At 59.8% G+C, this 23,269-nt stretch carries 19 protein-coding genes; 10 read left to right on the plus strand and 9 right to left on the minus strand.

Annotated elements, in window-relative coordinates; translation table 11 throughout:
- Positions 1 to 73: 73 nt before the first annotated feature.
- The 6 genes from KO536_RS04135 to KO536_RS04160 form a co-directional block, all read right to left on the minus strand.
- A complete protein-coding gene (locus KO536_RS04135; RefSeq protein WP_219261188.1) occupies positions 74 to 850 on the minus strand; it encodes a TorF family putative porin in 777 nt (258 codons plus the stop codon).
- 46 nt (positions 851 to 896) lie between these two features.
- Positions 897 to 2,639 carry an amidohydrolase gene (locus tag KO536_RS04140; protein ID WP_219261189.1) on the minus strand — a complete coding sequence of 581 codons (1,743 nt, stop codon included), beginning with the start codon at positions 2,637 to 2,639 and terminating at the stop codon, positions 897 to 899.
- Positions 2,640 to 2,815: 176 nt separating this feature from the next.
- Positions 2,816 to 4,114 carry an FAD-binding oxidoreductase gene (locus KO536_RS04145; RefSeq protein WP_219261190.1) on the minus strand — a complete coding sequence of 433 codons (1,299 nt, stop codon included), beginning with the start codon at positions 4,112 to 4,114 and terminating at the stop codon, positions 2,816 to 2,818.
- A gap of 50 nt (positions 4,115 to 4,164) precedes the next feature.
- Complete coding sequence (locus tag KO536_RS04150) at positions 4,165 to 5,253, minus strand: polyamine ABC transporter substrate-binding protein (RefSeq protein WP_219261191.1); 1,089 nt, start codon at positions 5,251 to 5,253, stop codon at positions 4,165 to 4,167.
- Between the two features lie 43 nt (positions 5,254 to 5,296).
- On the minus strand, positions 5,297 to 6,655 hold the full coding sequence (locus KO536_RS04155) for a glutamine synthetase family protein (RefSeq protein WP_048360915.1): 1,359 nt from the start codon (positions 6,653 to 6,655) through the stop codon (positions 5,297 to 5,299).
- A 130-nt stretch (positions 6,656 to 6,785) separates the two neighbouring features.
- On the minus strand, positions 6,786 to 7,664 hold the full coding sequence (locus tag KO536_RS04160; RefSeq protein WP_219261192.1) for a helix-turn-helix domain-containing protein: 879 nt from the start codon (positions 7,662 to 7,664) through the stop codon (positions 6,786 to 6,788).
- Positions 7,665 to 7,834: 170 nt separating this feature from the next.
- On the opposite strand from KO536_RS04160, the gene KO536_RS04165 reads away from it, so the two are divergent.
- Positions 7,835 to 8,575, plus strand: a complete 741-nt coding sequence (locus KO536_RS04165; RefSeq protein WP_133077565.1) for a FadR/GntR family transcriptional regulator — start codon at positions 7,835 to 7,837, stop codon at positions 8,573 to 8,575.
- A gap of 11 nt (positions 8,576 to 8,586) precedes the next feature.
- Here KO536_RS04165 and KO536_RS04170 read toward each other — a convergent pair whose 3' ends face one another.
- On the minus strand, positions 8,587 to 9,411 hold the full coding sequence (locus KO536_RS04170) for an NAD(P)-dependent oxidoreductase (protein WP_219261193.1): 825 nt from the start codon (positions 9,409 to 9,411) through the stop codon (positions 8,587 to 8,589).
- An 87-nt stretch (positions 9,412 to 9,498) separates the two neighbouring features.
- Positions 9,499 to 10,224: an oligogalacturonate-specific porin KdgM family protein gene (locus KO536_RS04175; RefSeq protein WP_133077567.1), complete on the minus strand. Its 726-nt coding sequence runs from the start codon at positions 10,222 to 10,224 to the stop codon at positions 9,499 to 9,501.
- Positions 10,225 to 10,594: 370 nt separating this feature from the next.
- On the opposite strand from KO536_RS04175, the gene KO536_RS04180 reads away from it, so the two are divergent.
- From KO536_RS04180 to KO536_RS04220, 9 genes are all read left to right on the plus strand, one after another.
- Complete coding sequence (locus KO536_RS04180; protein WP_133077568.1) at positions 10,595 to 11,749, plus strand: mandelate racemase family protein; 1,155 nt, start codon at positions 10,595 to 10,597, stop codon at positions 11,747 to 11,749.
- A 72-nt stretch (positions 11,750 to 11,821) separates the two neighbouring features.
- Positions 11,822 to 13,432 carry an ABC transporter substrate-binding protein gene (locus KO536_RS04185; RefSeq protein ID WP_219261194.1) on the plus strand — a complete coding sequence of 537 codons (1,611 nt, stop codon included), beginning with the start codon at positions 11,822 to 11,824 and terminating at the stop codon, positions 13,430 to 13,432.
- A 63-nt stretch (positions 13,433 to 13,495) separates the two neighbouring features.
- Positions 13,496 to 14,533, plus strand: coding sequence for an ABC transporter permease (locus KO536_RS04190; RefSeq protein ID WP_019829288.1), 1,038 nt, complete (start codon positions 13,496 to 13,498; stop codon positions 14,531 to 14,533).
- A 44-nt stretch (positions 14,534 to 14,577) separates the two neighbouring features.
- A complete protein-coding gene (locus KO536_RS04195) occupies positions 14,578 to 16,188 on the plus strand; it encodes an ABC transporter substrate-binding protein (protein WP_219261195.1) in 1,611 nt (536 codons plus the stop codon).
- 77 nt (positions 16,189 to 16,265) lie between these two features.
- A complete protein-coding gene (locus tag KO536_RS04200) occupies positions 16,266 to 17,183 on the plus strand; it encodes an ABC transporter permease (protein WP_019829296.1) in 918 nt (305 codons plus the stop codon).
- Positions 17,184 to 17,209: 26 nt separating this feature from the next.
- Positions 17,210 to 18,049: an ABC transporter ATP-binding protein gene (locus KO536_RS04205; protein ID WP_046808990.1), complete on the plus strand. Its 840-nt coding sequence runs from the start codon at positions 17,210 to 17,212 to the stop codon at positions 18,047 to 18,049.
- Between the two features lie 11 nt (positions 18,050 to 18,060).
- On the plus strand, positions 18,061 to 18,822 hold the full coding sequence (locus tag KO536_RS04210; protein WP_019829298.1) for an ABC transporter ATP-binding protein: 762 nt from the start codon (positions 18,061 to 18,063) through the stop codon (positions 18,820 to 18,822).
- A 41-nt stretch (positions 18,823 to 18,863) separates the two neighbouring features.
- The gene (locus KO536_RS04215; RefSeq protein ID WP_219261196.1) at positions 18,864 to 20,684 is read left to right on the plus strand and encodes a glycoside hydrolase family 28 protein; all 1,821 of its coding nucleotides are present in this window, start codon (positions 18,864 to 18,866) and stop codon (positions 20,682 to 20,684) included.
- Between the two features lie 85 nt (positions 20,685 to 20,769).
- Positions 20,770 to 21,153 carry a RidA family protein gene (locus tag KO536_RS04220; protein WP_048351613.1) on the plus strand — a complete coding sequence of 128 codons (384 nt, stop codon included), beginning with the start codon at positions 20,770 to 20,772 and terminating at the stop codon, positions 21,151 to 21,153.
- Between the two features lie 399 nt (positions 21,154 to 21,552).
- On the opposite strand, the gene KO536_RS04225 is transcribed toward KO536_RS04220, so the two are convergent.
- Positions 21,553 to 23,262 carry an amidase gene (locus tag KO536_RS04225; protein WP_219261197.1) on the minus strand — a complete coding sequence of 570 codons (1,710 nt, stop codon included), beginning with the start codon at positions 23,260 to 23,262 and terminating at the stop codon, positions 21,553 to 21,555.
- Positions 23,263 to 23,269 lie beyond the last annotated feature (7 nt).

Consider the following 23,269-nt stretch of genomic DNA (forward strand, 5'->3'; position numbering starts at 1 on the left):
ACGTAACGACGTCTTGGCGAGGCTCATGGTAATGGATCACAGGATAATGGGTGACGCCTGATCGCAGGTTTAATCAGAAGGTTTTGCTGGCGCTGGCCACCAGCGTTGCACCGCACACATCGTCATAGTCGGTGAAGCTGGTGCACTCGGCCTTCGACAGGTCGGTATCGATATAGCTCAGCGCCCAGTCAATACCGATCAGCTGGCGGCTGAGCTTGACCTCCCAGTCGTAGTAATCACCCCGTCCTTTGCCGCTGTTGCTGAAAAATACGTCGTCCTTGTAGTCGACGTATTCATAGCGCAGGGCCAAGCCGATCTCGGCGGGCAGCACGGTGTGATAGCCGATAAAGACCGTGGATAAATCCTCGTCTTTTTTGCCCTCGTGGAACTCGCCGTTGTCATCCTCGTAGTCCGGGCCTTTCATGTTGTTGACGTACTTGCCCCCGAGCAACACGCCGTACAGGTCGAGGGTGGTCTGGATATCGCTCTGGTTGTACCCGCTTTCACGGGGGAACTCGTAGCGGGTGTAGAAAGTGTCCAGGCTGATGTTGTCGTTGATTTGCCAGAAGTAACCGGCGAAGTATTCGATCTCCTGTCGGGCTTTGGAGTCATGGCCAAAGTCGACATTGGAGGTCCACAGGCCAGCATACAGACCGCTGACATGGTTGAGGGTGATCGCCAGCTGGGCGGCGGGGTCGCCCAGGGTTTGCGACAGGCCGTTGGCCCGGTAGTCGCTGATCAGTGTGGGGGTGATCGCCAATTGGAAATCATCGTTGAGCTCCAGCGCCCGGGCGCTGAGCAAGGGGGCCAGGGCCAGGCCCGTGAGCATGCAGACAGACAATGCATTCATATCGATTCTCTTGTTTTTATAAGGCGCCATGGGCCATGCGGGTCAATCAGGCGTCAGGTGCGTACACCTGCTTACCGGCGAAGAAGGTCTTCAGGACTTTGGTGTCCGAAAGGGCCTCGTCATCGACGCTGAACACATCACGGTCGAGGATGATCAGGTCAGCCTGCTTGCCGGGTACCAGAGAGCCGATTTGGGCATCCAGGCCCAGGGTTTTGGCGGCATTGCTGGTGTAGGCATAAAACATGCTCTGGCGATCAAGGCTTTCCTTGGCATTGAGCACACCCAGAGGGCCTTTGCGGGTGGCTGCCTGGGCGATGGCGTTCCACGGGTTCGGGCTGGAAACCGGCCAGTCGCTGGCGCCGGCGATCATGGCCCCGGCATCTTTCAGGGATTTGGCCGGGTACTGATAGCCATAGGCAAATGCACTGATGTAAGGCTTCACCAGGTCGACGGTGTAGCTTTCTTCCGTCGCCCACAGCAGTTGCATGGATGCCACTACCCCCAGTTGCGCAAACCGCGGGAACTCCTTGGGGTTGACCAGTTGCAAGTGGCTGATGCTGTGGGTCACCGATGCGGGGCTCTGCGTGCGCGCATATTCAAAACCGTTCAGGGACTCACGCACCGCACGGTCGCCGACCGCATGCATGTGTACGATCCAGCCGCGCTTTTCGGCGGCCACCACCAGCTCGCCAAAGTGCGCAGGGTCAATCAGCAGTTCGCCGTTTTTATTATTGTTCTTGTACGGCACGATGACTGCCGCCGTTTGCCCCGGGTATTCCAGAACACCGTCGGCAAACACCTTGATGCCGGGGAAGGTCAGGTTGGGTACGCCTTCGAACTGTTTCATCACCGTGGCCAGCACTTCAAGGTCGGCGGGTTTGCTTTTGGAATTGGTCAGCATCAGAGCCGCGACGTGGGCAGAAAGCTCTCCGTTCTCTGCCAATTGACGATACAGCGGTAATACGCCCACGCTCTGTTCAGTGGCGGTGAAATCAAACAGCGAGTCGGAATGCCCTGCGTTCGAGGCCGCGTCCATCCAGCCCGTAACCCCATACTGGTTATTTATTCTTACGGCTTCACGGGCAGCCTTGAGCATCACCTGCGCGCTTGGCGGCGGGACCTGGCCGCGTACCTGATCCCACATGGACTCGGCAACAAAACCGGTCGGGGTGAAGTCTGCCCCGTGACCGATATAACCGCGCTCTTTGCTCGGCAGGTTCTTTATAAAGGCGGCATCAATGTTGGCGTGCTTGAGCATGGCGTTGTTGGCCCAGCCGGTATGCCCGTCGATGCCGTTCAATACCAGCGGTTTGTCAGCCCAGCGGCCCTGATTGAAACGCTTGCCCAACTCGCTGCTTTGTTCCCAATAGGCCGAACTGACGCCCGCAATATTGACGATGGCGCCGTCCCCGGTATTGCCTGCCTGCTCCTGCTCGATGATCCATTGTTCGAGTTCGGGCAGGGGTTTTTCTTCATCCAGCAGGTTCGCCCCCAGGCTGGCCAAACCGGCGAGTACCGGATGGCTATGGGTGTCGATCATGCCGGGCATCAGTACCTTGCCTGCCAGGTCAATGCGCCGGGTTTTGGCATCGGCCAAGGCGTTGACCTCGTCATCGCTGCCCACTTTCATGATCTTGCCGTTTTCGACGGCCACCGCGTTTGCCAGCGCCTGGCCGGGCACGCCGGTAAACACTTTGCCGTTGGTGAAGACCAGGTCGGCAGCGGCCATGGCCTGCAGCGAGGGCAGGGTAAACAATGCTGCAAGCACACACGGGGTAAAACGCTTCATGTGAACGTCCTTTTTATTGTTGTTGGCTTGTTTCAAAGTGTTGGAAATAACGGATAAACCGCGGCGCCTGCCTCGCGAGCAAGCCCGCGCCCACAGCCCCAATTCCTGTGGGAGCGGGCTTGCTCGCGATACTCGCGGCGCGGTGTATCTGAATGACCACAGTGCTGCATCTCGTATTAGCGGGCAGCGATTTCCTTGAGTCGGTACCAGAGCATGCCCAGCGCCAACAGTGGCGAGCGCAGGTGCTTGCCCCCGGGGAATGTCAGGTGCGGTACGCGGGAGAACAGGTCAAAACCCTGGCTGTGTTCAAGGCTGATGGCCTGTGCAACCAGCCGCGCCGCCATATGGGTGGTGTTGATGCCATGCCCGGCATAGGCCTGGGCATAAAACACGTTGGGATGGGCCTGCAACCGGCCAATCTGTGGCAGCCGGTTGGCGCCAATGCCGATCATGCCGCTCCACTGAAAGTCGATGGTTTTGCCTGCCAGCTGTGGAAACACGTCAAGCATTTTGGGGCGCATATACCCCGCAATATCCTTGAGCGTTCGCCCGGAGTAGTGACACGCGCCGCCAAACAGCAAGCGTCGGTCGGCCGACAAACGATAGTAATCAAGCCCCACACGTTGATCGCACAGGGCCCGGTTTTCAGGGATCAGGGTGTGCGCCAGATCCTCGCTCAAGGGCTCAGTGGCAATCACGTAGCTGCCAGCGGCCAACACTTTGCCGCTGAGCGCAGGCTCCAGATCACCCAGATGGGCATTGCCCGCGAGCACCAGGGTTTTGGCATGAACCACGCCGTTGGCCGTGTGCACGCGAACTTGACTGCCGTATTCGATACGGGTCGCGGCGCTGTTTTCGTAAATCCTGACCCCCAGTTGTTGCGCGACGGCGGCTTCGCCCAAGGCCAGGTTGAGCGGGTGCAAATGCCCCGAGCCTTCATCGATCAACCCGCCGAGGTAGCGGTCCGACGCGACCACGAGGTGCATGTCTGCGCGCGCTACCAGCTCGACCTTGTGCCGATAGCCCAGCCGTTGCAGGGATGCCTGCTCGGCGACAAGGTTTTCAACATGGCGCGGGGTGTTGGCCAACTCGCAAAAGCCCCAGCGCAAATCACAGTCGATGCCGTGTTTTTCTACGCGCTGACGCACCAGATCCACCGCGTCCAGGCCCAGTCGTTCGAGTACCGTGACGCCTTCACGGCCGATGGTTTTTTCGTGGGCGTCCAGGTCGTGACCCACCCCGCGAATCAGTTGGCCGCCGTTGCGCCCGGTGGCCCCCCAGGCGATGTGCTGCGCCTCAAGCACAATCACCGAGTGACCACGTTCCGCCAGCTCAATGGCGGTGTTCAAGCCGGTAAAGCCTGCGCCAATAATGCAGACGTCCGCCTGCACCTGGCCCTCAAGGGGCGGGCAGTTGAGCGTCTGGTTGCGCGTGGCGCTGTAATAGGTGTGCGGTAAAGACATCATGGACGTCATAAAAAACTGCCTACTGAGTTGCCGGGCATCCATTGATGCCCGGCACAGGATTAACGACCGGACTTGAACTTGTTCCACGAACGGGTCATCCAGCGCATCAGGTCTGGCGGCAGCTCCGATGACACATAGAGCTTGGCCTGCACTGACTCGGGCGGATAAATCGACGGGTTGTGGGTGATTTCGTCTTCCATCAAGGCCGTGGCCGCGGTGTTGGCGTTGGCGTAACCCACGTACTCGCTGATACCGGCAATCACTTCAGGTTTGAGCATGTAGTTGATAAAGGCATGGGCCTGCTCGGGGTTCTTGGCATCTGCCGGGATGGTCAGCATGTCGAACCACAGGTTGCCGCCTTCCTTGGGCACCACGTAGGCAACATTCACCCCGTTCCCGGCCTCTTGCGCGCGATGGATCGCCTGATACACATCACCCGAATAACCGAAGGCAATACAGATGTCGCCGTTGGCCAGGTCCGTCACGTACTTGGAGGAATGGAAGTAGCTGATATAGGGGCGCAGGGGCTCCAGTTTTTTCTCGGCTGCCTTGTAGTCCTTGAGTTCCAGGCTGCGGGGGTTGAGCCCCATATAGTTGAGCATCGAGGGCATTATTTCGTCCGCAGAGTCCATAAAGGCAACGCCGCAGCTTTTCAGCTTTTTGAGGTTTTCCGGTTCGAACAGCACGCTCCAGGAATCGATGGTGTCGATGCCCAGCACCTGCTTGACCTTGTCGACGTTGTAGCCAATGCCGTTGGTGCCCCACAGGTAGGGCACGGCGTACTCATTGCCCGGGTCGTTGGCCTGCAGTCGGGCCAATAAGGTGGGGTCCAGATTCTTCCAGTTGGGGATCTGCGACTTGTCGAGCTTCTGAAATACCCCGGCCTTGATCTGTCGTCCCAAAAAGTGGTTGCTGGGCACAACCACGTCATAGCCGGTCCGTCCGGCAAGCAACTTGCCCTCAAGGGTTTCGTTGGAATCAAACACGTCATAAATCGGCTTGATGCCGGTGTCGCGCTGGAAGTTGGCCAGGGTGTCTTCGGCGATGTAGTCCGTCCAGTTATAGATATTGACCGTGTCTTGCGCCGAGGCCTGGCCGGCGAGGGCGAACAGGCTCATGAACATCAGTTTTCTGGCTATAGGTTTCATCCACATGTCCTTTCTGTGAGTCCATTTTGGAAGGCGTTGAGTGCTACACGCTAAACAGCAGGAACTCCCGCTCCCACGAGCTGATGACCTGCTTGTAGTTCTCGTGCTCGACCCGTTTGACGGCCACAAAGCCTTTGGTGAAGCGCTCGCCAAGGTACTTCTTGGCCATATCCGACTGTTCCATGCACTCCAGCGCGGCCTCCAGGGTCAGGGGCAGGCGCAGGTTGCGACGTTCATAGCCACGGCCAACGACCGCCGCGCTCGGTTCAATGCCTTCGACCATCCCGGCGTAACCGCAGAGCAGGCTGGCGGCCAGGGCCAGGTAAGGGTTGGCATCGGCACCGGCCAGTCGGTTTTCAACACGACGGTTTTGCGGATCCGAGTCCGGTACGCGCAGGCCCACGGTGCGGTTTTCTTCGCCCCACTCGACGTTGACCGGGGCCGAGGTGTCGGGAAGGAAACGGCGGAACGAATTCACGTTAGGGGCGAACAGCGGCAGGGTTTCGGGGATGTACTTTTGCAGGCCGCCGATGTGGTGCATAAACAGCTCGCTCATGCTGCCATCGGGGTTGGAGAACACCGACTCGCCTGTCTCCAGGTCCACCACGCTCTGGTGCACGTGCATCGCGCTGCCTGGCTCGCCGGTCATGGGCTTGGCCATGAAGGTTGCGCTCACGTCATGCTTGAGCGCCGCTTCGCGCATGGTGCGCTTGAAAATAATGATCTGGTCAGCCAGGGACAGCGCCGCGCCGTGACGGAAGTTGATCTCCATCTGCGCCGTGCCTTCTTCGTGGATCAGGGTGTCCAGATCCAGCCCCTGGGCTTCGCTCCAGTCGTACATGTCTTCAAACAACGGGTCGAATTCGTTGGTGGCTTCAATCGAATACGACTGGCGCCCGGTTTCCTGGCGGCCGGAGCGCCCCACCGGTGGTTTCAGCGGATAGTCAGGGTCGGGGCTGCGCTGAGTCAGGTAGAACTCCATTTCGGGGGCGACAATCGGTTTCCAGCCGCGCGCCGTGTACAGGCTCAAGACCTTTTTCAGCAGGTTGCGCGGCGACAGTTCAATCGCATTGCCCTGTTTGTCATAGGTGTCGTGAATGACCTGTGCCGTGGGTTCGGTTGCCCAGGGCACGATGAACACTGCGTCCTGATCCGGGCGGCAGTGCATGTCGATATCCGCCGCGTCCAGCAGTTCGTAGTAGATATCGTCTTCTACGTAATCGCCGGTCACTGTCTGCAACAAGACACTCTCTGGCAGGCGCATGCCTTGCTCGTTGAGAAACTTGTTGGTGGGAGAGATTTTGCCCCGGGCGATGCCGCTCAGATCAGAGATCAGGCACTCGACTTCAGTGATTTTGTTTTCTTTGAGCCAATGGCTCAGTCGATCCAGATTGCCTTTCATAACGCCTCTTGCAGGGAAATGCCTGAGCGCCCCCTGGCTGCTCAGTTCCGTGTTGCGAGGTGATAGTGCAATCGTGGGACGGCAGGCTTCTATCCGATTTGCGTTTTAATTCATGCCCTGTTTTGGTGCGCTAGCGTAGGCGCAACAGGGTGCTGCTGGGCAGTTCGCCGAACAGTGTGCGGTAGGTTTCCGAGAACCGGCCCAGGTGCCAGAACGACCAGCGCATGGCGATTTCTGCCACGGTGGTTTGGGCGGGGCAAAGGCGCAGCAAGTCGCGGCGGGCAAAATTCAGTCGGCGCAAACGTTGCCACTGGCTGGGCGAGACGCCGGTAAAGGACGTGAAACTGTGTTGCAACTGGCGCACGGACACCCCGGCGGCATTGGCCAGTTGCAGCACGTTGAAGTGTTCTTGCGGGGCGGTCATGACCAGGTCGAATACGCGCTGGATCAGGCGGCGGTCATGGGCCAGGTGTTTTTGCTGGCTGTGATCGAGGGTCTGGCGCGGGCAGTCGAGGATATACAGGCAGTCGTCGACCAGTTGCTGGGCCAGGCTTTCGTCGGGCAGCGGCGAATCATCGACGGCCAGTTGCTGCAAGGTGCTGCTTAACCAGCGGCCAAAAATGCGGCTTTGCTGGGACACCAGCGGCGTGAGGAACAGGCCGTCGAGGTTGCTCAGGTTTTCCAGTTGCCTGAGGTAGCGGGGGCCGATGACGACCGAGACTTCCTTGTAGTTTTCCGGGGTGATCCAGGTGTTCTGGGTTTCTTCGTTGAGCAGATAGAGCGAGCCGTTTTGCGTGTCAAAACTGAACACCAGCGAGGCGGCGGGTGCATGGAAATGCTGCTCGATGCGAGTGTTCATCTGCTCCTCAAACACCTCGATGCCGTTGAGTTGCAGGTGCACCACCTTGCCCTGGAAATACCCGGCCGACATTTGTTGGTAGTGTTCCTGCCAGCCTGCAATCACCAGTTGCTGATCCACGTCCGCCGTGTTGTGGGATTGAATCTGCATGGCTTGCTTCCTCGTGTTCCTGCTTGGGCAGGTATTGTCAGCAGACCCTATCAGCGGAAAAAAGGCCGCGCAAGACACGGATGGAGCAGGTCTCAGTGCTTAGGCGTGTTGTCGTACAACTGCTTGAGCTATGATGGCGGTTCATTCGCCAGCAGAAGTAAAGGCACTTGATGGACAACCCGAACGTCCAACCCCGAGCTCGCCAAAAGCATCGCAGCCTGGCCGAGGATCTGGTTACTGAGCTTTCCCGGCGGATTCGAGAGGGTGAGTTGGCACGTGCTGCAAAACTGCCGACCGAGTCGCAGGTCATGCAGGAACACGGTGTCAGCCGTACAGTGGTGCGCGAGGCTATTTCCCGATTGCAGGCCAGCGGGCTGGTAGAAACCCGGCATGGCATTGGCACCTTTGTGCGGGACATCCCGAGCGCCAGCGGTTTTTATATCGACCCCGACAGCATTGTGACGCTGCACGACGTGCTGGCTGTGCTTGAGTTGCGCATCAGCCTGGAAGTGGAGGCTGCAGGCCTGGCGTGCTCGCGGCGAACGGATCAACAGCTGCAACTGATGCGCGATTCGCTGGATGCCCTGAATTCACCGGCAGTCAGTGTCGATTACGCCGTGTCTGCGGACTTCCAGTTTCACCAGCAGATCGCGTTGGCCACGGGTAATCGTTACTTCACCGACATCATGTTGCACCTGGGGCTCAGCATCATCCCGCGCACCCGGCTGCACTCAACGCGCCATACCAGTGATGCGGGCCCGTATCTGGAGCGGTTGAGCCGCGAGCATGAGGACATTTACAAGGCCATTGTCCGCCGCGACTCCGATGCGGCCCGTGCGGCGATGCGTCTGCACCTCTCCAACAGCCGTGAGCGTATGCGCAAGGCGTATGAGTCAAGCCTGAAGGGATGAGTGCTGGCGCTTCACTCGCCGAAAGGCCCGGCGACCGCAAAGGCCCCGCCCTGATACAGCCGGTTTGGGTCATCAGCCGCCAGTTCGGGCTGTTGTTCGAACTGTGGGCGAAACGGTTCTGAAGTGTCCTGCGGCGCAAAGCCCAGGTGCGAGGCATGGCGGTTGCTCCACCACACATCCCTGTTGTCGGAAACACCGTAGACCACACTGTGGCCGACGTCGTGTGCCAGCAAGGCGCGCTCTACCAGGTGTTCAAGGTCGGAGTAGCTGAGCCAGGTCGACAGCATTCGGGTATTGCGGGGCGCGGTAAACGAAGAACCAATACGCAGGCTCACCGTCTCGATGCCATACCGGTGCAAGTAGAAGGTTGCCATGTCTTCGCCGTAAGACTTGGACAGCGCGTAATAGCCGTCGGGACGGCGTTGGGAGTGGGCATCCAGCGGCGTGTCCTGGGGATAGAAACCCGTCACGTGGTTGGAACTGGCAAAGACGATCCGCTTGATCCCGTGGATGCGTGCGGCCTCGTAAATGTGAAAGGTGCCGCGAATATTGGCCTCGAGAATTTCTTCAAAGGGGCGTTCGACTGAAATCCCGCCCAAATGAACAATCGTGTCGACATCCTTGGCAAGCGCCGCAATGGCGGCCTTGTCGGCCAGGTTGCAGGTGATGACTTCCTCATGTTCACCACGGCTAGGCGCCATTGGGCTGATGTCCGAGAGGCGAACGGTGGTGGCGTGGGCCTGCAAGGTGTCCCTGAGTATCTGGCCCAGGCCACCCGCGGCACCGGTCAGCAAAATACGGTTGAAGGGTTTATTCGAAGCAAGCGGTGTTGTCATGGTCAGGTCATCCATCGATGGGTATTCAGGTCTGGGTAACAGGGGCTTGCCTGGCGCACGATGCGCGAACGCCAGGCCTGCCTGGCATTACATGAAGTTGTATTGGACCCCAAGACGCCAGCGCGCCTGACGGTCGTCGGAAGTTGAGCTGACCTTGACGTCACCCACCTCCATGAACGGCGCCCACTGCTTGTTGATCTTGTATTTGACGATCAGGTTCTGCTCGTAATCGCTCTTCTCGTTGTCGTAGCGGATGTAGTTGGTCTTGAAGTAGATGGCCTGGTACTCAAGCGCCCACTTGCTGGCCGGGGTGTAGCCCAGCCAGCCTTCGATACGGTGGGTGTCCTGGTTGTCCTTGAGGTTGTCGGGCATGTCGCTGTTGACCTGATCACGGTCCAGTTTCTTCATGTCGATGCGATAGCGCGTCGCGACGTAGAAGGTGTCGTTGATTTTGTAGTTGTACTTGAGGCCGAACTTGTAAGAGGTCGAGTCCTTCGAACTGTCCATCTGGAAAGCCGGTGTCAGCGTCGATTGCGGGCTCAACTTGTAGTTGTAGCTGACGGTGAACTCATGGCCGTTGTTGACCATGTTGTCGTAGGCGACGTCTTTGCGATCGCCAGCCGTGCGGTATTTCATTTCTGCTTCAAAGCCCAGACCACTGTCCATGCGGTAGCCCAGCTTGATTCTGTCGGCGTGGGCGCTGTCTTCCTCAGTCATCTGGTGCCGGTAATTGATGCTGGCGGAATCGGCACTGACGTAGAAGGGCAGGCACAGGGTCGCGACGGTAACGAGCGTACGTAGAGGGTTGTTCATACGGCCTTCTTTTATTGTTTTTTTTGGGGTTCGTTTGAAACGGCTACTACCAATCAGTTGCTACGGCTGGATCAAATTTTGCGCGATGACATACGTTATCGTACGACATGTAACGAGTCTATGGGTTATAGGTGCTTTAGTAACATCTTGTTACATATGTCGGCGTTTTACGCAGCCTTCATGCTGGATGAGTTATCTCGATGTTGTCCTTTAAGCCCCAGTAAATTGGGGCTTTCGTGCGATTTTCAGGGGCGGCGTGCATTTTTAAAGGATGTTTATCAGTGTCTTTTCAATCGTTGTACGATGACTTATGATCATTTCGACAGGCGATTGCTCTGATACACACCCAATAAAAAGGCGAACCACGTCCATGAGAATTACCGCAGTCAACGTCCAGGTTTTTTCCTATCCCACTCGCCGCGCTGTGGACAGCGCCGGCCATGCCCATCCCGGTGATGTCGCCCAGGCCCAAATGGCGCTGCTGCGGATCCAGACCGAAGACGGCAACGAGGGGTATGCCTTCGGTGCTCCCGAATTGATCAGGCCGTATGTGCTCGATGGCTTTGTGCGCAAAGTGCTGGTGGGGCAAAACGCATTTGATCGCGAAAAGATCTGGCATGAGCTGGCGCACTGGCAACGTGGCAGCGCCAGCCAGTTGACCGACCGCGCACTGGCACTGGTCGAGCAGGCGTTGTGGGATTGGGCAGGCCGCAAGCTGGGCGTGCCGGTGCACAAACTCATTGGTGGTTTCCGCGACAAGGTGCCTGCGTATGGCTCAACCATGTGCGGTGATGAATTACCGGGTGGTCTGGCGACGCCAGAAGATTACGGCCGGTTTGCCCAGACGCTGGTCGAGCGTGGCTACAAGGCGATCAAGCTGCACACCTGGATGCCGCCGGTGTCCTTCGCCCCGAGCCCGAGTATGGATGTCAAAGCCTGCGCCGCCGTGCGTGAGGCAGTGGGGCCGGACATCGCCCTGATGCTCGATGGTTATCACTGGTACAGCCGCACTGACGCGCTGTACATCGGCCGCGAACTGGAAAAACTGAATTTCGCCTGGTTTGAAGAACCCATGATGGAAGACTCGGCAGAGTCCTACGCCTGGTTGGCGGGGCAATTGGATATTCCGGTGCTGGGCCCGGAAAGCCTGGGCGGCAAGCACCTGAGCCGTGCCAGTTGGGTCAAGAACGACGTGTGCGATATTTTGCGCGCAGGCGTGGCCGGGGTCGGTGGTATTGCGCCGTGCCTGAAGGTTGCGCACATGGCGGAGTCGTTCGGCATGGATTGCGAGATCCACGGCAACGGTGCCGCCAACCTGGCGGTGGTCGGGGCCATCAAGAACTGCACCTGGTATGAGCGCGGGTTGCTGCACCCGTACCTGGATTACGACGAAGTGCCCGCGTATCTCAAGCGCCTGGTGGATCCGATGGACAGCGATGGCTTTGTTCATCTCTCCGATTTGCCAGGGCTGGGCGAAGAAATCGATTTCGATTTCATCGAGACCAACACGCTCAAAAGCTTCTGATGTGTACCCGGCTAACCCGGTGAAAACCGGGTTGTCCGAGCGCCCTATAACTATAAGAAAGGCACTCTCACCATGAGCATTTCCCCTTTGCTTTGGGCGCGGGTATTGGCGATGGCCCTGGCGGTCACTGCAGTACCTGTGACTTATGCCAAGACCCCGGCCGACCAGCTGATTGTCGGCATGAGCATGATCAACCTGTTGTCCCTGGATCCGGCGGCAGCCACTGGCCTGGATGTGTCGGAGATCAATGCCAATCTCTACGACATGCTGCTGGTGCAGGACGTGGCACAGCCCGATCGCCTGTTGCCCGCGCTGGCGGAACGCTGGCAGGTCAGCGATGACCGCAAGACGCTGACCTTTAACCTGCGCCCCGATGTGAAGTTCCAGTCGGGCAATCCTTTAAGCAGCGAGGATGTTGTGTGGTCGCTGCAGCGGGTACTCAAACTCAATCTGGCCCTGGCCTCGACCTGGAAGGCATACGGTTTCAGTGCCGACAACGTTGACCGCCTGATCCGCGCCACTGACCCCAACACCGTTGTGATTGAACTGGCGCGGCCTACCGACCCGATGCTGGTGCTCAACACGCTGGCGACGTCTCCCAGCGCCTTTATCCTGGACCGTAAAAAAGTCCTGGAGCACGAAAAGAACAATGATATGGGCGCAGCCTGGCTGGTGACCCACGCAGCTGGCAGCGGAGCCTTCGTGCTCAACGACTGGCGCGCCAATGACGTGATTCTGATGACCCGTTTCGATGGCTATTGGGGTGGCCCGGCCAAGCTCAAGCGTATCGTCATGCGCAACATGACCGAGTCGCAGTCCTTGCGGCTGATGATCGAGCGCGGTGATCTGGATATCGCCAAAGGCATGTCAGCTCCGGATATCCAGGCCCTGCAAAAAAACCCCAATATTCGTACCCAGAGCCTGCAGCGCGGCACGCTTTACTACGTGGCCTTGAGCGTGAAGCAGCCGATGTTTGCCGATGCCCGGGTTCGCCAGGCCGTGCGTTCGCTGATCGATTATCAGGGCATCAACCAGACCGTGATGCCGCACTACGGCGTGATCAATCAGCGGCCTTTGCCCTTGGGGCTTCCCGCACGGCTGCCCGATCCGGGCTACCAGTTGAACGTCGAGCAAGCCAGGAAACTCCTGGCCGAAGCGGGCTATCCCAACGGCTTCAAGACGTCTATCCGGGTACTGACCGAGCCGCCGTTTATCAACATCGCCTCCAGCCTTCAATCGACCCTGGCCCAGGCCGGGATCGAGGCCAGCATCATCACCGGCACCGGCAACCAGGTTTATGGCGCCATGCGCGACAGGTCCTTTGACATCATCGTCGGCCGTGGCGGCGGCGGTGCTGAACGCCATCCCCATTCCAGCCTGCGCACGCTGGTCTACAACCCCGACAACCGCGATGAAGCCAAGCTCAGCAACTTCCAGGGCTGGCGCACATCGTTCTACAGCCCTGAACTGAACACCCTGATCGAAAGCGCCGAAGTGGAGCCCGATGCCGCCAGGCAACTGGCCCAGTACCGCGAGATTCAGGAGCAGCTCGACCAGCAGGTCGGCGCCATCCTGCCTGTCTCGCAGATGACTGACACGGTGCTGGTGTACGGCGATGTGGTTGATTTCCAGGGCCATACGGCGGCGACCACGCGCTACAAAGACGTCTACAAAAATCGCTGAAAGTGGCGCGGGTAAACACCCGCGTCCTTGGTGCACCGGTGCCCGATAGATCAGGAGTTCACTATGTTTGTTTCGACAGCCTCTGTGTTGGGAGCACGTACTTCCAACGCCGCCCGGCGGGTCAGCACGGTCCTGGTGACCTTGCTCGGCCTGCTGGCTCTGACGTTCGTCATTGGCCGGGTCATGCCGCTGGACCCGGTCCTGGCGGTGGTCGGGCCGGACGCGGACAGTTCCACCTATGACCAGGTCTACCGGGCAATGGGCCTGGACAAGCCGATCTGGACCCAGTTCGGCCTGTACCTCAATGACCTGCTGCACGGCAATTTCGGTAACGCGCTGTTAACCGGTCATCCGGTGCTTGAAGACATCCTGCGGGTCTTCCCGGCAACCATCGAACTGGCAACGCTGGCGATCCTGTTCGGGGTCCTGATCGGGTTGCCGCTGGGGGTCTGCGCTGCCAGTAACCAGGGGCGCATGGGGGACCATATTGCCCGGGTCATCACACTGTTCGGTTACTCCACGCCGATCTTCTGGCTGGGCATGATGGGCCTTCTGGTGTTCTACGCCTGGCTTGGATGGGCGGGTGGGGCAGGGCGCATCGACCTGGCCTACGACGGCATGGTGCCTGAAGTGACCGGGTTGTTGCTGATCGACACCAGCCTGGCCCGGGACTGGGATGCGTTTGCCAGCGCCATGCGCCACATCCTGTTGCCTGCACTGATCCTGGGCCTCAACTCGGTGGCCTACATCAGCCGCATGACACGCAGCTTCATGCTCGAACAGCTCTCCCAGGAATACATCATTACGGCGCGGGTCAAGGGTCTGTCCCGGCGCCAGGTGGTCTGGGGGCATGCCTTTCGCAACATCCTGGTGCAACTGCTGACGGTCGTGGCCCTGGCTTACGGCTCGCTGCTTGAAGGCGCGGTATTGATCGAGATGGTGTTTGCCTGGCCCGGTTTCGGCCAGTACCTGACCAGCAGCCTGATGCTCGGCGACATGAATGCCGTGATGGGATGTGTACTGGTGATCGGCTTGATCTTCGTCGCGCTCAACCTGATCAGTGATGCCTTGTACAAGGTGTTTGATCCGCGCACCCGCTAATCCGACGTCAGCCCCTTAATAACTATAAGAAGAAGGAATTTTGAATGAAGACTGCATTTTCGACAGTGCATATGAGTCTGCTGGCGGCTGTTCTGGCGTTGGGCGCGACGGGCGCGGTCAATGCCAAAACCCCGGCCGACCAGCTGATTGTGGGCATGAGCATGGTCAATCTGTTCTCCATCGATCCGGCCAATGCGCCCGGCCTTGACGCCTCGGGCGTCAATGCCAACCTCTACGACACCCTGATCAAGCGTGACCAGGGCAACCCCGAGCGTCACGTGCCGCAATTGGCCGAGCGCTGGGAGGTCAGTGAAGATGGCAAGCAGGTGACCTTTCATTTGCGTCAGGACGTGAAGTTCCACTCCGGCAATCCCCTGACCGCCGAAGATGTGGCCTGGTCGCTGTACCGGGTGATGAAACTCAACTTTGGCCTGGCCACGACCTGGAAGGCTTACGGCTACAACGTCGACAACATCCAGTCGCTGATCCGTGCCACGGATGCCCACACCCTGGTCATTGATCTGCCGCAGGTCATGGATCCGCAACTGCTGGTGGACTCCCTGGCGATCTCGCCCAGTGCCGTGGTGGTGGACCGCGTGACTGCCCTGGCCCATGAAAAGAACGGTGATCTGGGCGCAGGCTGGCTGGTGACCAACGAAGCGGGCAGCGGGCCTTTCGTGCTGACCAAGTGGAGCGCCAATGACTCCCTGTTGTTGACCCGCTTCGATGGTTACTGGGGTGGCGCGGCCAAGCTCAAGCGTGTGGTGGTGCGGCACATGACCGAGTCCCAGTCCTTGCGCCTGATGCTTGAGCGTGGGGATCTGGACCTGGCCTACGGCATGGCGGCGCCGGACATTCGCGCCATCGACGGTTCACCGAAGCTTCAGGTGCAATCGTTACCCCGGGGCACCATGTACTACGTTGCCATGAGCATGAAGCAGCCCGAGTTTGCCAAACCCAAGGTCCGCGAAGCGGTGCGCAACCTCATCGACTACAAGGGCCTGGATGAGCAGGTGATGCCTTACTACGGCAAGCTCAACCAGCAACCGATGCAACTGAGCCTGGAAGCACGCTTGCCGGACCCGGGGTATCACATGGACGTGGCGGCGGCGAAAAAACTGCTGGCCGAAGCCGGGTATCCCCAGGGTTTCACCACCACGATCCGCACCTTGTCCGAGCCCCCCTTTATTGACATCGCTGCGCGCCTGCAATCAACCCTGGCCGAAGGCGGGATCAAGGCCAGCATCGTCACCGGCACGGGCAACCAGGTGTATGGCGCGATGCGTGCGCGCAACTTCGACATCATCGTCGCCCGTGGCGCCGAGCGTTACCCGCATCCGTATTTCAGCTTGCGCACCTTCGTCTACAACCCCGACAACAGCGATGACGCAGGCTTGCCGAATTTCCAGGGCTGGCGTGCTTCGTTTTTCAGCCCGCAGATCAATGGCCTGATCGACAAGGCCGGGGTGGAGCGTGACGCCAGCCAGCGGGTGAGCCTGTACCACCAGGCGCAGAACCTCTACGACCAGGAAGTGGGCCCGATCATGATGATTTCGCAGATGACCGACACCGTCGTGAGCGCTTCCGATATCAAGGGGTTTACGGGTGATGACGCCGAGGCCACCCGTTATCTGGGGGTCTACAAGGAACGCTGAGTGTTCACCCGCGAAGTGCTGCCGGACGCGCCTGCGGGCGTATCCGGTGAACCTGATTTCAATCCGAGAACATGCCGATGATTCCCACCATGTCTTCTACCGATTCCAGCCTCAAACAGCCGTTGCACCATGCTCCGGCATCCAGCTTCGATGCCCTGTGCAAGAACGGTCTGCGGGTGCTGCGCCATCTGCTGCGCAACCCCATGACACTGGCCGGGCTGCTGGTCGCACTCTTGCTGATTGTGGTGGCGACGTTCGCACCCTGGATTGCCACCCATGACCCCGTCGCGCAGAACCTGGCCGACGCCCTGCAGCCGCCGGGTGCCGCCCACTGGTTCGGCACCGATGAATACGGCCGCGATGTGTTCAGCCGGCTTGTCTACGGCTCGCGCATCACCCTGTACATCATCACCCTGGTGACGGTGATCGTCGGGCCTATCGGCCTGTTTATCGGCACCGTCTCCGGTTATTTCGGCGGCATCGTCGACACGGTGTTCATGCGCCTGACCGATATATTCATCTCCTTTCCAAGCCTGGTACTGGCACTGGCCTTTATCGCGGCACTGGGCCCTGGCCTGGAGCACGCGGTGGTCGCTATTGCACTGACGTCCTGGCCGCCTATCGCACGGCTGGCGCGGGCTGAAACCCTGTCCTTGCGCAAGGCCGACTTTGTGGTCGCCGTCGAGCTGCAAGGCGCCTCGCCTGCGCGGATCATCCTGCGTCACATCGTGCCGATGTGCCTGTCGTCGGTGATCATCCGCCTGACCATGAACATGGCCGGGATCATCCTCACGGCCGCCGCCCTGGGTTTCCTTGGGCTTGGGGCCCAGGCGCCGTCGCCGGAGTGGGGCGCGATGATCTCCACGGGTCGGCGCTACATGCTCGAGTGCTGGTGGCTGGTCGCAGTTCCAGGGGCCGCGATCATGCTGGTCAGCCTGGCATTCAACCTGTTGGGCGATGGCCTGCGGGACATTCTCGATCCGCGTAGCGAGTAACTGGAGGCCCTATGTCTGCGAATACCGTGTCCACCCATAAACTGGTCGTCGAAGGGCTCAATGTGCGCTTCGTCAACGGCCAGAAAGAAACCCATGCCGTGCGCGATGTGTCCTTCACCCTGGGTCGGGAAAAGCTGGCCATTGTCGGCGAGTCCGGTTCGGGCAAGTCGACGGTCGGGCGCAGCCTGCTCAAGTTGCACCCGAGCAGCACCCGGATCACCGCCAACACCCTGCAATTCTGCGAAGTCGATCTGCTCAGTGCCAGTGAAAAGGCCATGCAGAAGATTCGCGGGCAGCGCATTTCCATGGTCATGCAAGACCCCAAGTACTCGTTGAACCCGGTGGTCAAAGTCGGCGACCAGATCGCCGAAGCCTACCTGGCCCATCACAAGGCCAGCCGCAGCGAGGCCCGGGAACGGGTCATGGAAATGCTCGAAAAAGTGCATATCCGCGATCCAAAAAGGGTCTACGGCCTGTACCCCCACGAAGTGTCCGGGGGCATGGGGCAACGCATCATGATCGCGATGATGGTCATCACGCGACCGGAAGTGATCATCGCCGACGAGCCGACTTCCGCCCTTGATGTTTCCGTTCGCCAGCAGGTACTCAGCGTGCTCGAGGAGTTGGTCGAGGAGCAGGAGATGGGGCTGATCTTTGTCAGCCACGACCTGAATCTGGTGCGCAACTACTGCGACCGTGTGCTGGTGATGTATGCCGGGCGGGTGGTGGAGTCTCTTGCTGCCTGCGACCTGCAAAATGCCCAGCACCCCTATACCCGTGGCCTGCTGGCTGCGCTGCCCAGCATGGATAATCGCCGTGTGCGCCTGCCGGTGCTGCAGCGTGACCCGCTTTGGCTGACCCACTGAGGAAACCCGTCATGTCCATGATTCAAGCCCGTTCGCTGAACCTGAGCTTTGGTGCAGGCGCGGCTCATAACCACGTGTTGCAGGATGTCAATCTGAGTGTCGCCGATGGCGAATCCTTTGGTCTGGTGGGGGAGTCCGGCTCGGGCAAGACCACGGTCCTGCGCTGCCTGGCCGGCCAGTACCGGCACTGGAGTGGCGAGCTGAGCATTGCTGGCGTGCCGTTGCAGCACAAACTGTCCAAGGAGCATTTTCGCAAGGTGCAGATGGTCTTCCAGGACCCCTACGGCTCCCTGCATCCGCGCCACACCATTGACACCGCCCTGCGCGAGCCGCTGATCATTCACGGGGTAGGGGACAAGGATGACCGGATCAATGAAATCCTGCTCAAGGTCGGTCTGAATGACAGTTTCCGTTATCGCTATCCCCATCAACTGTCCGGTGGTCAGCGTCAGCGGGTGGCCATTGCCCGGGCCCTGATTCTGGAGCCACGGGTGCTGTTGCTGGATGAGCCGACCTCGGCCCTGGATGTTTCGGTGCAAGCCGAAATCCTCAACCTGCTCACGGACCTGCGTGAGCGGGAAAAGCTGACGTACTTGATGGTGACTCACGACCTGGGGGTGGTGACGCACCTGTGTGATCGTGTGGCCGTGATGCAGCAGGGAAAAATCGTTGAACTGCTGGACAGCAAGGCCCTGAGTCAGGACTCGGCGGTCCACGCCTATACCCAAATGCTGGTGCAGGCCAGTCGCGATTTCAGCCAGGCATCGGCTTAAACGGCTCTGGCGTGACGATTCACAACAATAAGGAAGACAATATGTTGGATCAAAACACGACGACTGCTTTACCCAGGCGGGTGCTGACCCGGTCGGCGGTGGCCACCCTGGCGCTGGGGTTCAGCCTGCCGCTGTGGGCCGCGTTGCAGGCGCCACTGAAGGTGCAAGTGCCGACCCTGGCCTTTGATGATCAGGAGATCATTCTGGTCTGGGAAAAACCGGCAGACCATGCTGCGGTCAAGGATTACCGGGTTTACGCCAACGGCGTGCTGCTGGGCAGCAGTAACGCCAACAATGACCGGGTGTCGCCCGCCAAGCCTTACATCAACCGCTTCTACGAGCAGGACAAGGCCAACTTTCACCACCGCATCGGCATCCACAGCTACACCGCACAGGGCCTCAAGCCGGACACCCCGTACCGTTTTACCGTGCGTTCGGTAGGAGCTGATGGCCAGGAATCGGTCGACAGCCCGGCCGTGGAGCAACGCACCACCCCTGTGCCTGCGGTCTTTGACGTCATGCAGTACGGCGCCAGGGGTGACGGCAGCAGCCTCGATACGCAAGCCATCCAGAGCGCCATCGACGCCTGTACCGTCGGCTGCAAAGTGCTGCTGCCCAAGGGCATCTACAAAAGCGGGGCGCTTTACCTCAAGAGCAACATGACCCTGCAAATGGCTGAAGGCGCCACGTTGCTGGGCTCCGAGCGGGCCGAAGACTATCCGCTGGCGGGTTATATCCAGTATCCGTATTCCACCACTGTGCGGCCGGCGTCCTTGATCAACGCGTTGCCCAGAGATCCGAAGCAGCACCAGCGCTTCGAAAATATTCGCATCGTCGGCCCGGGCACCATTGACGGCAATGGCTGGAAGCGCCAGGCCGATGTGCAGGACGAGACGGGTCAGGCGCTGCCGTTCTACCTGCCCAGCGATAACACCCGCTACATGCTGGACGGCGTTTTGGCCAAGGCCCAGGTGGAGCAAGCCGTTGCCCGCGGCATGAACGTCAAGGATGCGTATGGGCAGATGCGCTCCTCATTGATCACCTTGCGTGACGTGAAGAATGTGTTTTATGGCGGCTTCACCGTGCTCAATCCGGCCTACCACGGGATCATGAACCTGGAGACCGAAAACGTGGTGCTGGCCAACACCACGCACAAGACCTACGACGCCAACAATGGCGATGGCATCGAATTTGCGAACAGCAAGGGCGCCATGGTGTTCAACAACTTTTTCGACACCGGTGATGACTGCGTCAACTTCGCCGCGGGCACCGGGGCCGATGCGGTGCATCAGAAGCCCCAGGAAGATGCCTGGATCTTCAACAACTTCTTCCGCAAGGGCCACGGCATGGTCGTTGCGGGCAGCCATACCGGCGCCTGGATTCAAAACATCCTTGCAGAAGACAACGTCTCGGACGGCACCGATGCGGGGCTGCGCATGAAGAGCACCAACTTCATGGATGGCGGTGCGCGCAACGTCACCTTCCGCGATTCTGCGATTCGCAACACCGTCAAGCAGGCGTTTATTTTCACCCTCGACTACAACGACCCGAACGCCAAGCTCGACTACCGGCGCTCGACGGTGCCGGGACAATTCCGGGATATTCGCGTCACCGACGTGAGTGTCGAGAACGCCCGGGGAGCGGCTATCGAGGTCAAGGGCGACAGTAAAAACAACGCTTACCACCAAGGGTTGGTCTTCGAGCGAGTGCGTTTCAGCGGCCCGGCCAAAGCGCGGATTGACGGCTTGAAAGACTCGCAGTTTGCAGAGGTGGTGTTTACCGATACGGGCGGGACCAACCCCTGGCAAGTGAGCGACAGCCAGGGGTTGAGCTTCAAGGGTGTGGAGCCCGGGCCGTTGTAGCGTCGGGGGAGTGTGATCCTGGCAAGGGTTGTCGGCGGTGCTGGCACACGCGACAATCCTTGTTTGACTCAAACAAGAGACTCCCATGAGTAATCACGACCTGACGTTTGTTCCCGATCCTGATGCTGACTCCATCTCATCGGATGTTGCCGGCTTCGGCGGCATCCTGATGTCCACCCAGATCCCGACCCGTGCTGACGGCAGCCTTGAGCTGGGCGGGATTGTCGAGCAGAGCGAATGCACGCTGCAGGCGCTCAAGGTAGCGCTGGAGAAGGCGGGCAGTTCGATGGACCGGGTGTTGCACCTGACTATCTACCTGACCGACATGGCTGATCGTGCGGCGTTTAACGAAGTGTACAAACGATTTTTTGCCAAGCCGTGGCCGGTGCGTGCGGCGGTGGGAGTGGCCTCGTTGGCGGTTGAAGGGATGCGGGTAGAAGTGACGGCGATGGCTGCGAAGCAGTCGTAAGATCAGCGTTCACGGTTAATCAGGCATACCGCGTGTACCGGATTTGCGACCGCTTCGCGATCGATCGCAGCCTCGTTCTACTCGTCAGCGACTACAAGGGTAGATGGCGAACTGTAGTCGCTGACGAGCCGTGCGAGGCTGCGATCGGCTGCGAAGCAGTCGTAAGATCAGCTTCCACGGTTAATCAGGCTTACCGCGTTTACCGGTTTTGCGACCGCTTCGCGATCGATCGCAGCCTCGTTCTACTCGTCAGCGACTACAAGGGTAGATGGCGAACTGTAGTCGCTGACGAGCCGTGCGAGGCTGCGATCGGCTGTGCAGCAGTCGTAAGATCAGCATCCACGGTTAATCAGGCATACCGCGTATTCCGGATTTACGACCGCTGACGAGATCCTCCAGTTAACGACCCGACAACGGCGGTGTACGCGGCGGGATCACTCGCTTGGAGCCCGTAGCCTCAAACGCCGAAGCAAAACGCAGTAACGCCGAATCGTCATACGCACGGCCCGCAAAGGTCAGCCCCACCGGCATGCCGATATCCGCCATTACGCCCATTGGCACCGTGACCGTAGGCACGCCCAAATGCCGAATCGCCAGGTTGCCGTTGGCCACCCACACGCCATTGCTCCAGGCGATGTCCGCCGAGGCCGGATTGACATCCGCATCCGCCGGACCCACGTCGGCCACGGTCGGGAACAGCACGGCATCGAGACCCAACCGGTCCATCCAGTCTTCCAGGTCGATTCGACGTGTCTGCTCAAGACCGCGCAGGCCGTCCGGAACGGTGCTGATCTGGTCCCACGGGGTAATCCCGCGCTCGGCCATGCGCACGTATTCGTCCATGCCCGCCGCCAGTTCGTCTTCGCGATTGGGCAGGGTGCCCGGGTCGTGAGGGAAAATCTGCGGGCCATCGACATCGGCCAACCGGTTCAGTTTTGGATCGCCGTTGGCCCGCAGGAAGTCGTCAAACGCCCAGGCCGACAACTCCCACAACTCATCATGCAAAAACGCTTTGGACACCAGCCCACGGGTAAACACTGTCGGGGCACCAGGGCGGTCGCCCTCGCAGTTGGATACCAGCGGGAAGTCGACTTCGATCACTTCTCCGCCCTGGGCTTCGATGGCCTTGCGCGCGGCTTGCCACAGATCAATGACCGAGGCGCGGGTGATGATGCGCTGCCCCGTAGGGCCGCCGATACCCGGTGACTCGCTGGTGCCGGCCTCAGGGTCGGCATTGATGTACATGCGCGGCACACCAAAGCGCTTGCCCGCCAGTGCGGCGCCATTGGCATTGAGCTCGGCATATGAAGCCGGGCGCACCGAAGCGACACTCGGGATGGGCACCCAGGGTTGCAGGCGCCACAAATCGCCGCGGGTGTCCGGGTCTTCAGCCACCACCACATCGAGCACTTCCAGAAGATCACCCATGGTTCGGGCAAACGGCACCACCACGTCCATGGTCGGTGTCAGTGGCCAGTTGCCGCGCACCGAGATCACACCCCGTGACGGGGTGTAGGCACACAAACCATTGTTGGAAGCCGGGCCGCGTCCGCTCGACCAGGTTTCTTCTGCCAGGCCGAATGCCGAGAAGCTGGCCGCCGTGGCAGTGCCTGCGCCGTTGGACGAGCCGGAAGCGAAGGGGGCCGTGAGGTAGTCAGCGTTGTACGGGCTTTCGGCGCGGCCATAAACACCGCGTTGCATCCCGCCGTTGGCCATGGGCGGCATGTTGGTCTTGCCCAGGCAGATGGCACCGGCTCCGCGCAGGCGTTCAATGGTGAACGCATCGCGGTACGCCACCAGGTCCTTGAAGGCCGGGCTGCCCGACGCCGCCGTCAGGCCCTTGACCAGGTAACTGTCCTTGGCGGTGTAAGGGATGCCATCCAGCGGGCCAAGGGTCTGGCCTTTGGCCCGGCGGGCATCGGATGCCCGGGCCTCGGTCAGCACCTGCGGGTTGCGCACTACCACCGCATTGAGTGCGGTGGGAGTGTTCGGGGTGTCGTAGGCGTCGATCCGTGCGAGATAGGCCTGCACCAGTTCGACCGCCGTGGTTTGGCCGGATTCGAGCGCGGCGCGCAGTTGGGCTATGGAAACCTCGGTGACTTCAATCATGCGCTTA

The sequence above is a fragment of the Pseudomonas sp. NKUCC02_KPG genome (assembly GCF_019345465.1).
Classification (GTDB): Bacteria; Pseudomonadota; Gammaproteobacteria; order Pseudomonadales; family Pseudomonadaceae; genus Aquipseudomonas.

Bases quoted from the DNA above. Each gene is read 5' to 3' on its own strand.
- KO536_RS04135 (WP_219261188.1), bottom strand. From the start codon at position 850: ATGAATGCATTGTCTGTCTGCATGCTCACGGGCCTGGCCCTGGCCCCC.
- KO536_RS04155 (WP_048360915.1), bottom strand. From the start codon at position 6,655: ATGAAAGGCAATCTGGATCGACTGAGCCATTGGCTCAAAGAAAACAAA.
- KO536_RS04220 (WP_048351613.1), top strand. From the start codon at position 20,770: ATGAGTAATCACGACCTGACGTTTGTTCCCGATCCTGATGCTGACTCC.
- KO536_RS04190 (WP_019829288.1), top strand. From the start codon at position 13,496: ATGTTTGTTTCGACAGCCTCTGTGTTGGGAGCACGTACTTCCAACGCC.
- KO536_RS04170 (WP_219261193.1), bottom strand. From the start codon at position 9,411: ATGACAACACCGCTTGCTTCGAATAAACCCTTCAACCGTATTTTGCTG.
- KO536_RS04225 (WP_219261197.1), bottom strand. From the start codon at position 23,262: ATGATTGAAGTCACCGAGGTTTCCATAGCCCAACTGCGCGCCGCGCTC.
- KO536_RS04215 (WP_219261196.1), top strand. From the start codon at position 18,864: ATGTTGGATCAAAACACGACGACTGCTTTACCCAGGCGGGTGCTGACC.
- KO536_RS04210 (WP_019829298.1), top strand. From the start codon at position 18,061: ATGTCCATGATTCAAGCCCGTTCGCTGAACCTGAGCTTTGGTGCAGGC.
- KO536_RS04185 (WP_219261194.1), top strand. From the start codon at position 11,822: ATGAGCATTTCCCCTTTGCTTTGGGCGCGGGTATTGGCGATGGCCCTG.
- KO536_RS04195 (WP_219261195.1), top strand. From the start codon at position 14,578: ATGAAGACTGCATTTTCGACAGTGCATATGAGTCTGCTGGCGGCTGTT.
- KO536_RS04175 (WP_133077567.1), bottom strand. From the start codon at position 10,224: ATGAACAACCCTCTACGTACGCTCGTTACCGTCGCGACCCTGTGCCTG.
- KO536_RS04200 (WP_019829296.1), top strand. From the start codon at position 16,266: ATGATTCCCACCATGTCTTCTACCGATTCCAGCCTCAAACAGCCGTTG.
- KO536_RS04140 (WP_219261189.1), bottom strand. From the start codon at position 2,639: ATGAAGCGTTTTACCCCGTGTGTGCTTGCAGCATTGTTTACCCTGCCC.
- KO536_RS04180 (WP_133077568.1), top strand. From the start codon at position 10,595: ATGAGAATTACCGCAGTCAACGTCCAGGTTTTTTCCTATCCCACTCGC.
- KO536_RS04145 (WP_219261190.1), bottom strand. From the start codon at position 4,114: ATGACGTCCATGATGTCTTTACCGCACACCTATTACAGCGCCACGCGC.
- KO536_RS04150 (WP_219261191.1), bottom strand. From the start codon at position 5,253: ATGAAACCTATAGCCAGAAAACTGATGTTCATGAGCCTGTTCGCCCTC.
- KO536_RS04160 (WP_219261192.1), bottom strand. From the start codon at position 7,664: ATGCAGATTCAATCCCACAACACGGCGGACGTGGATCAGCAACTGGTG.
- KO536_RS04165 (WP_133077565.1), top strand. From the start codon at position 7,835: ATGGACAACCCGAACGTCCAACCCCGAGCTCGCCAAAAGCATCGCAGC.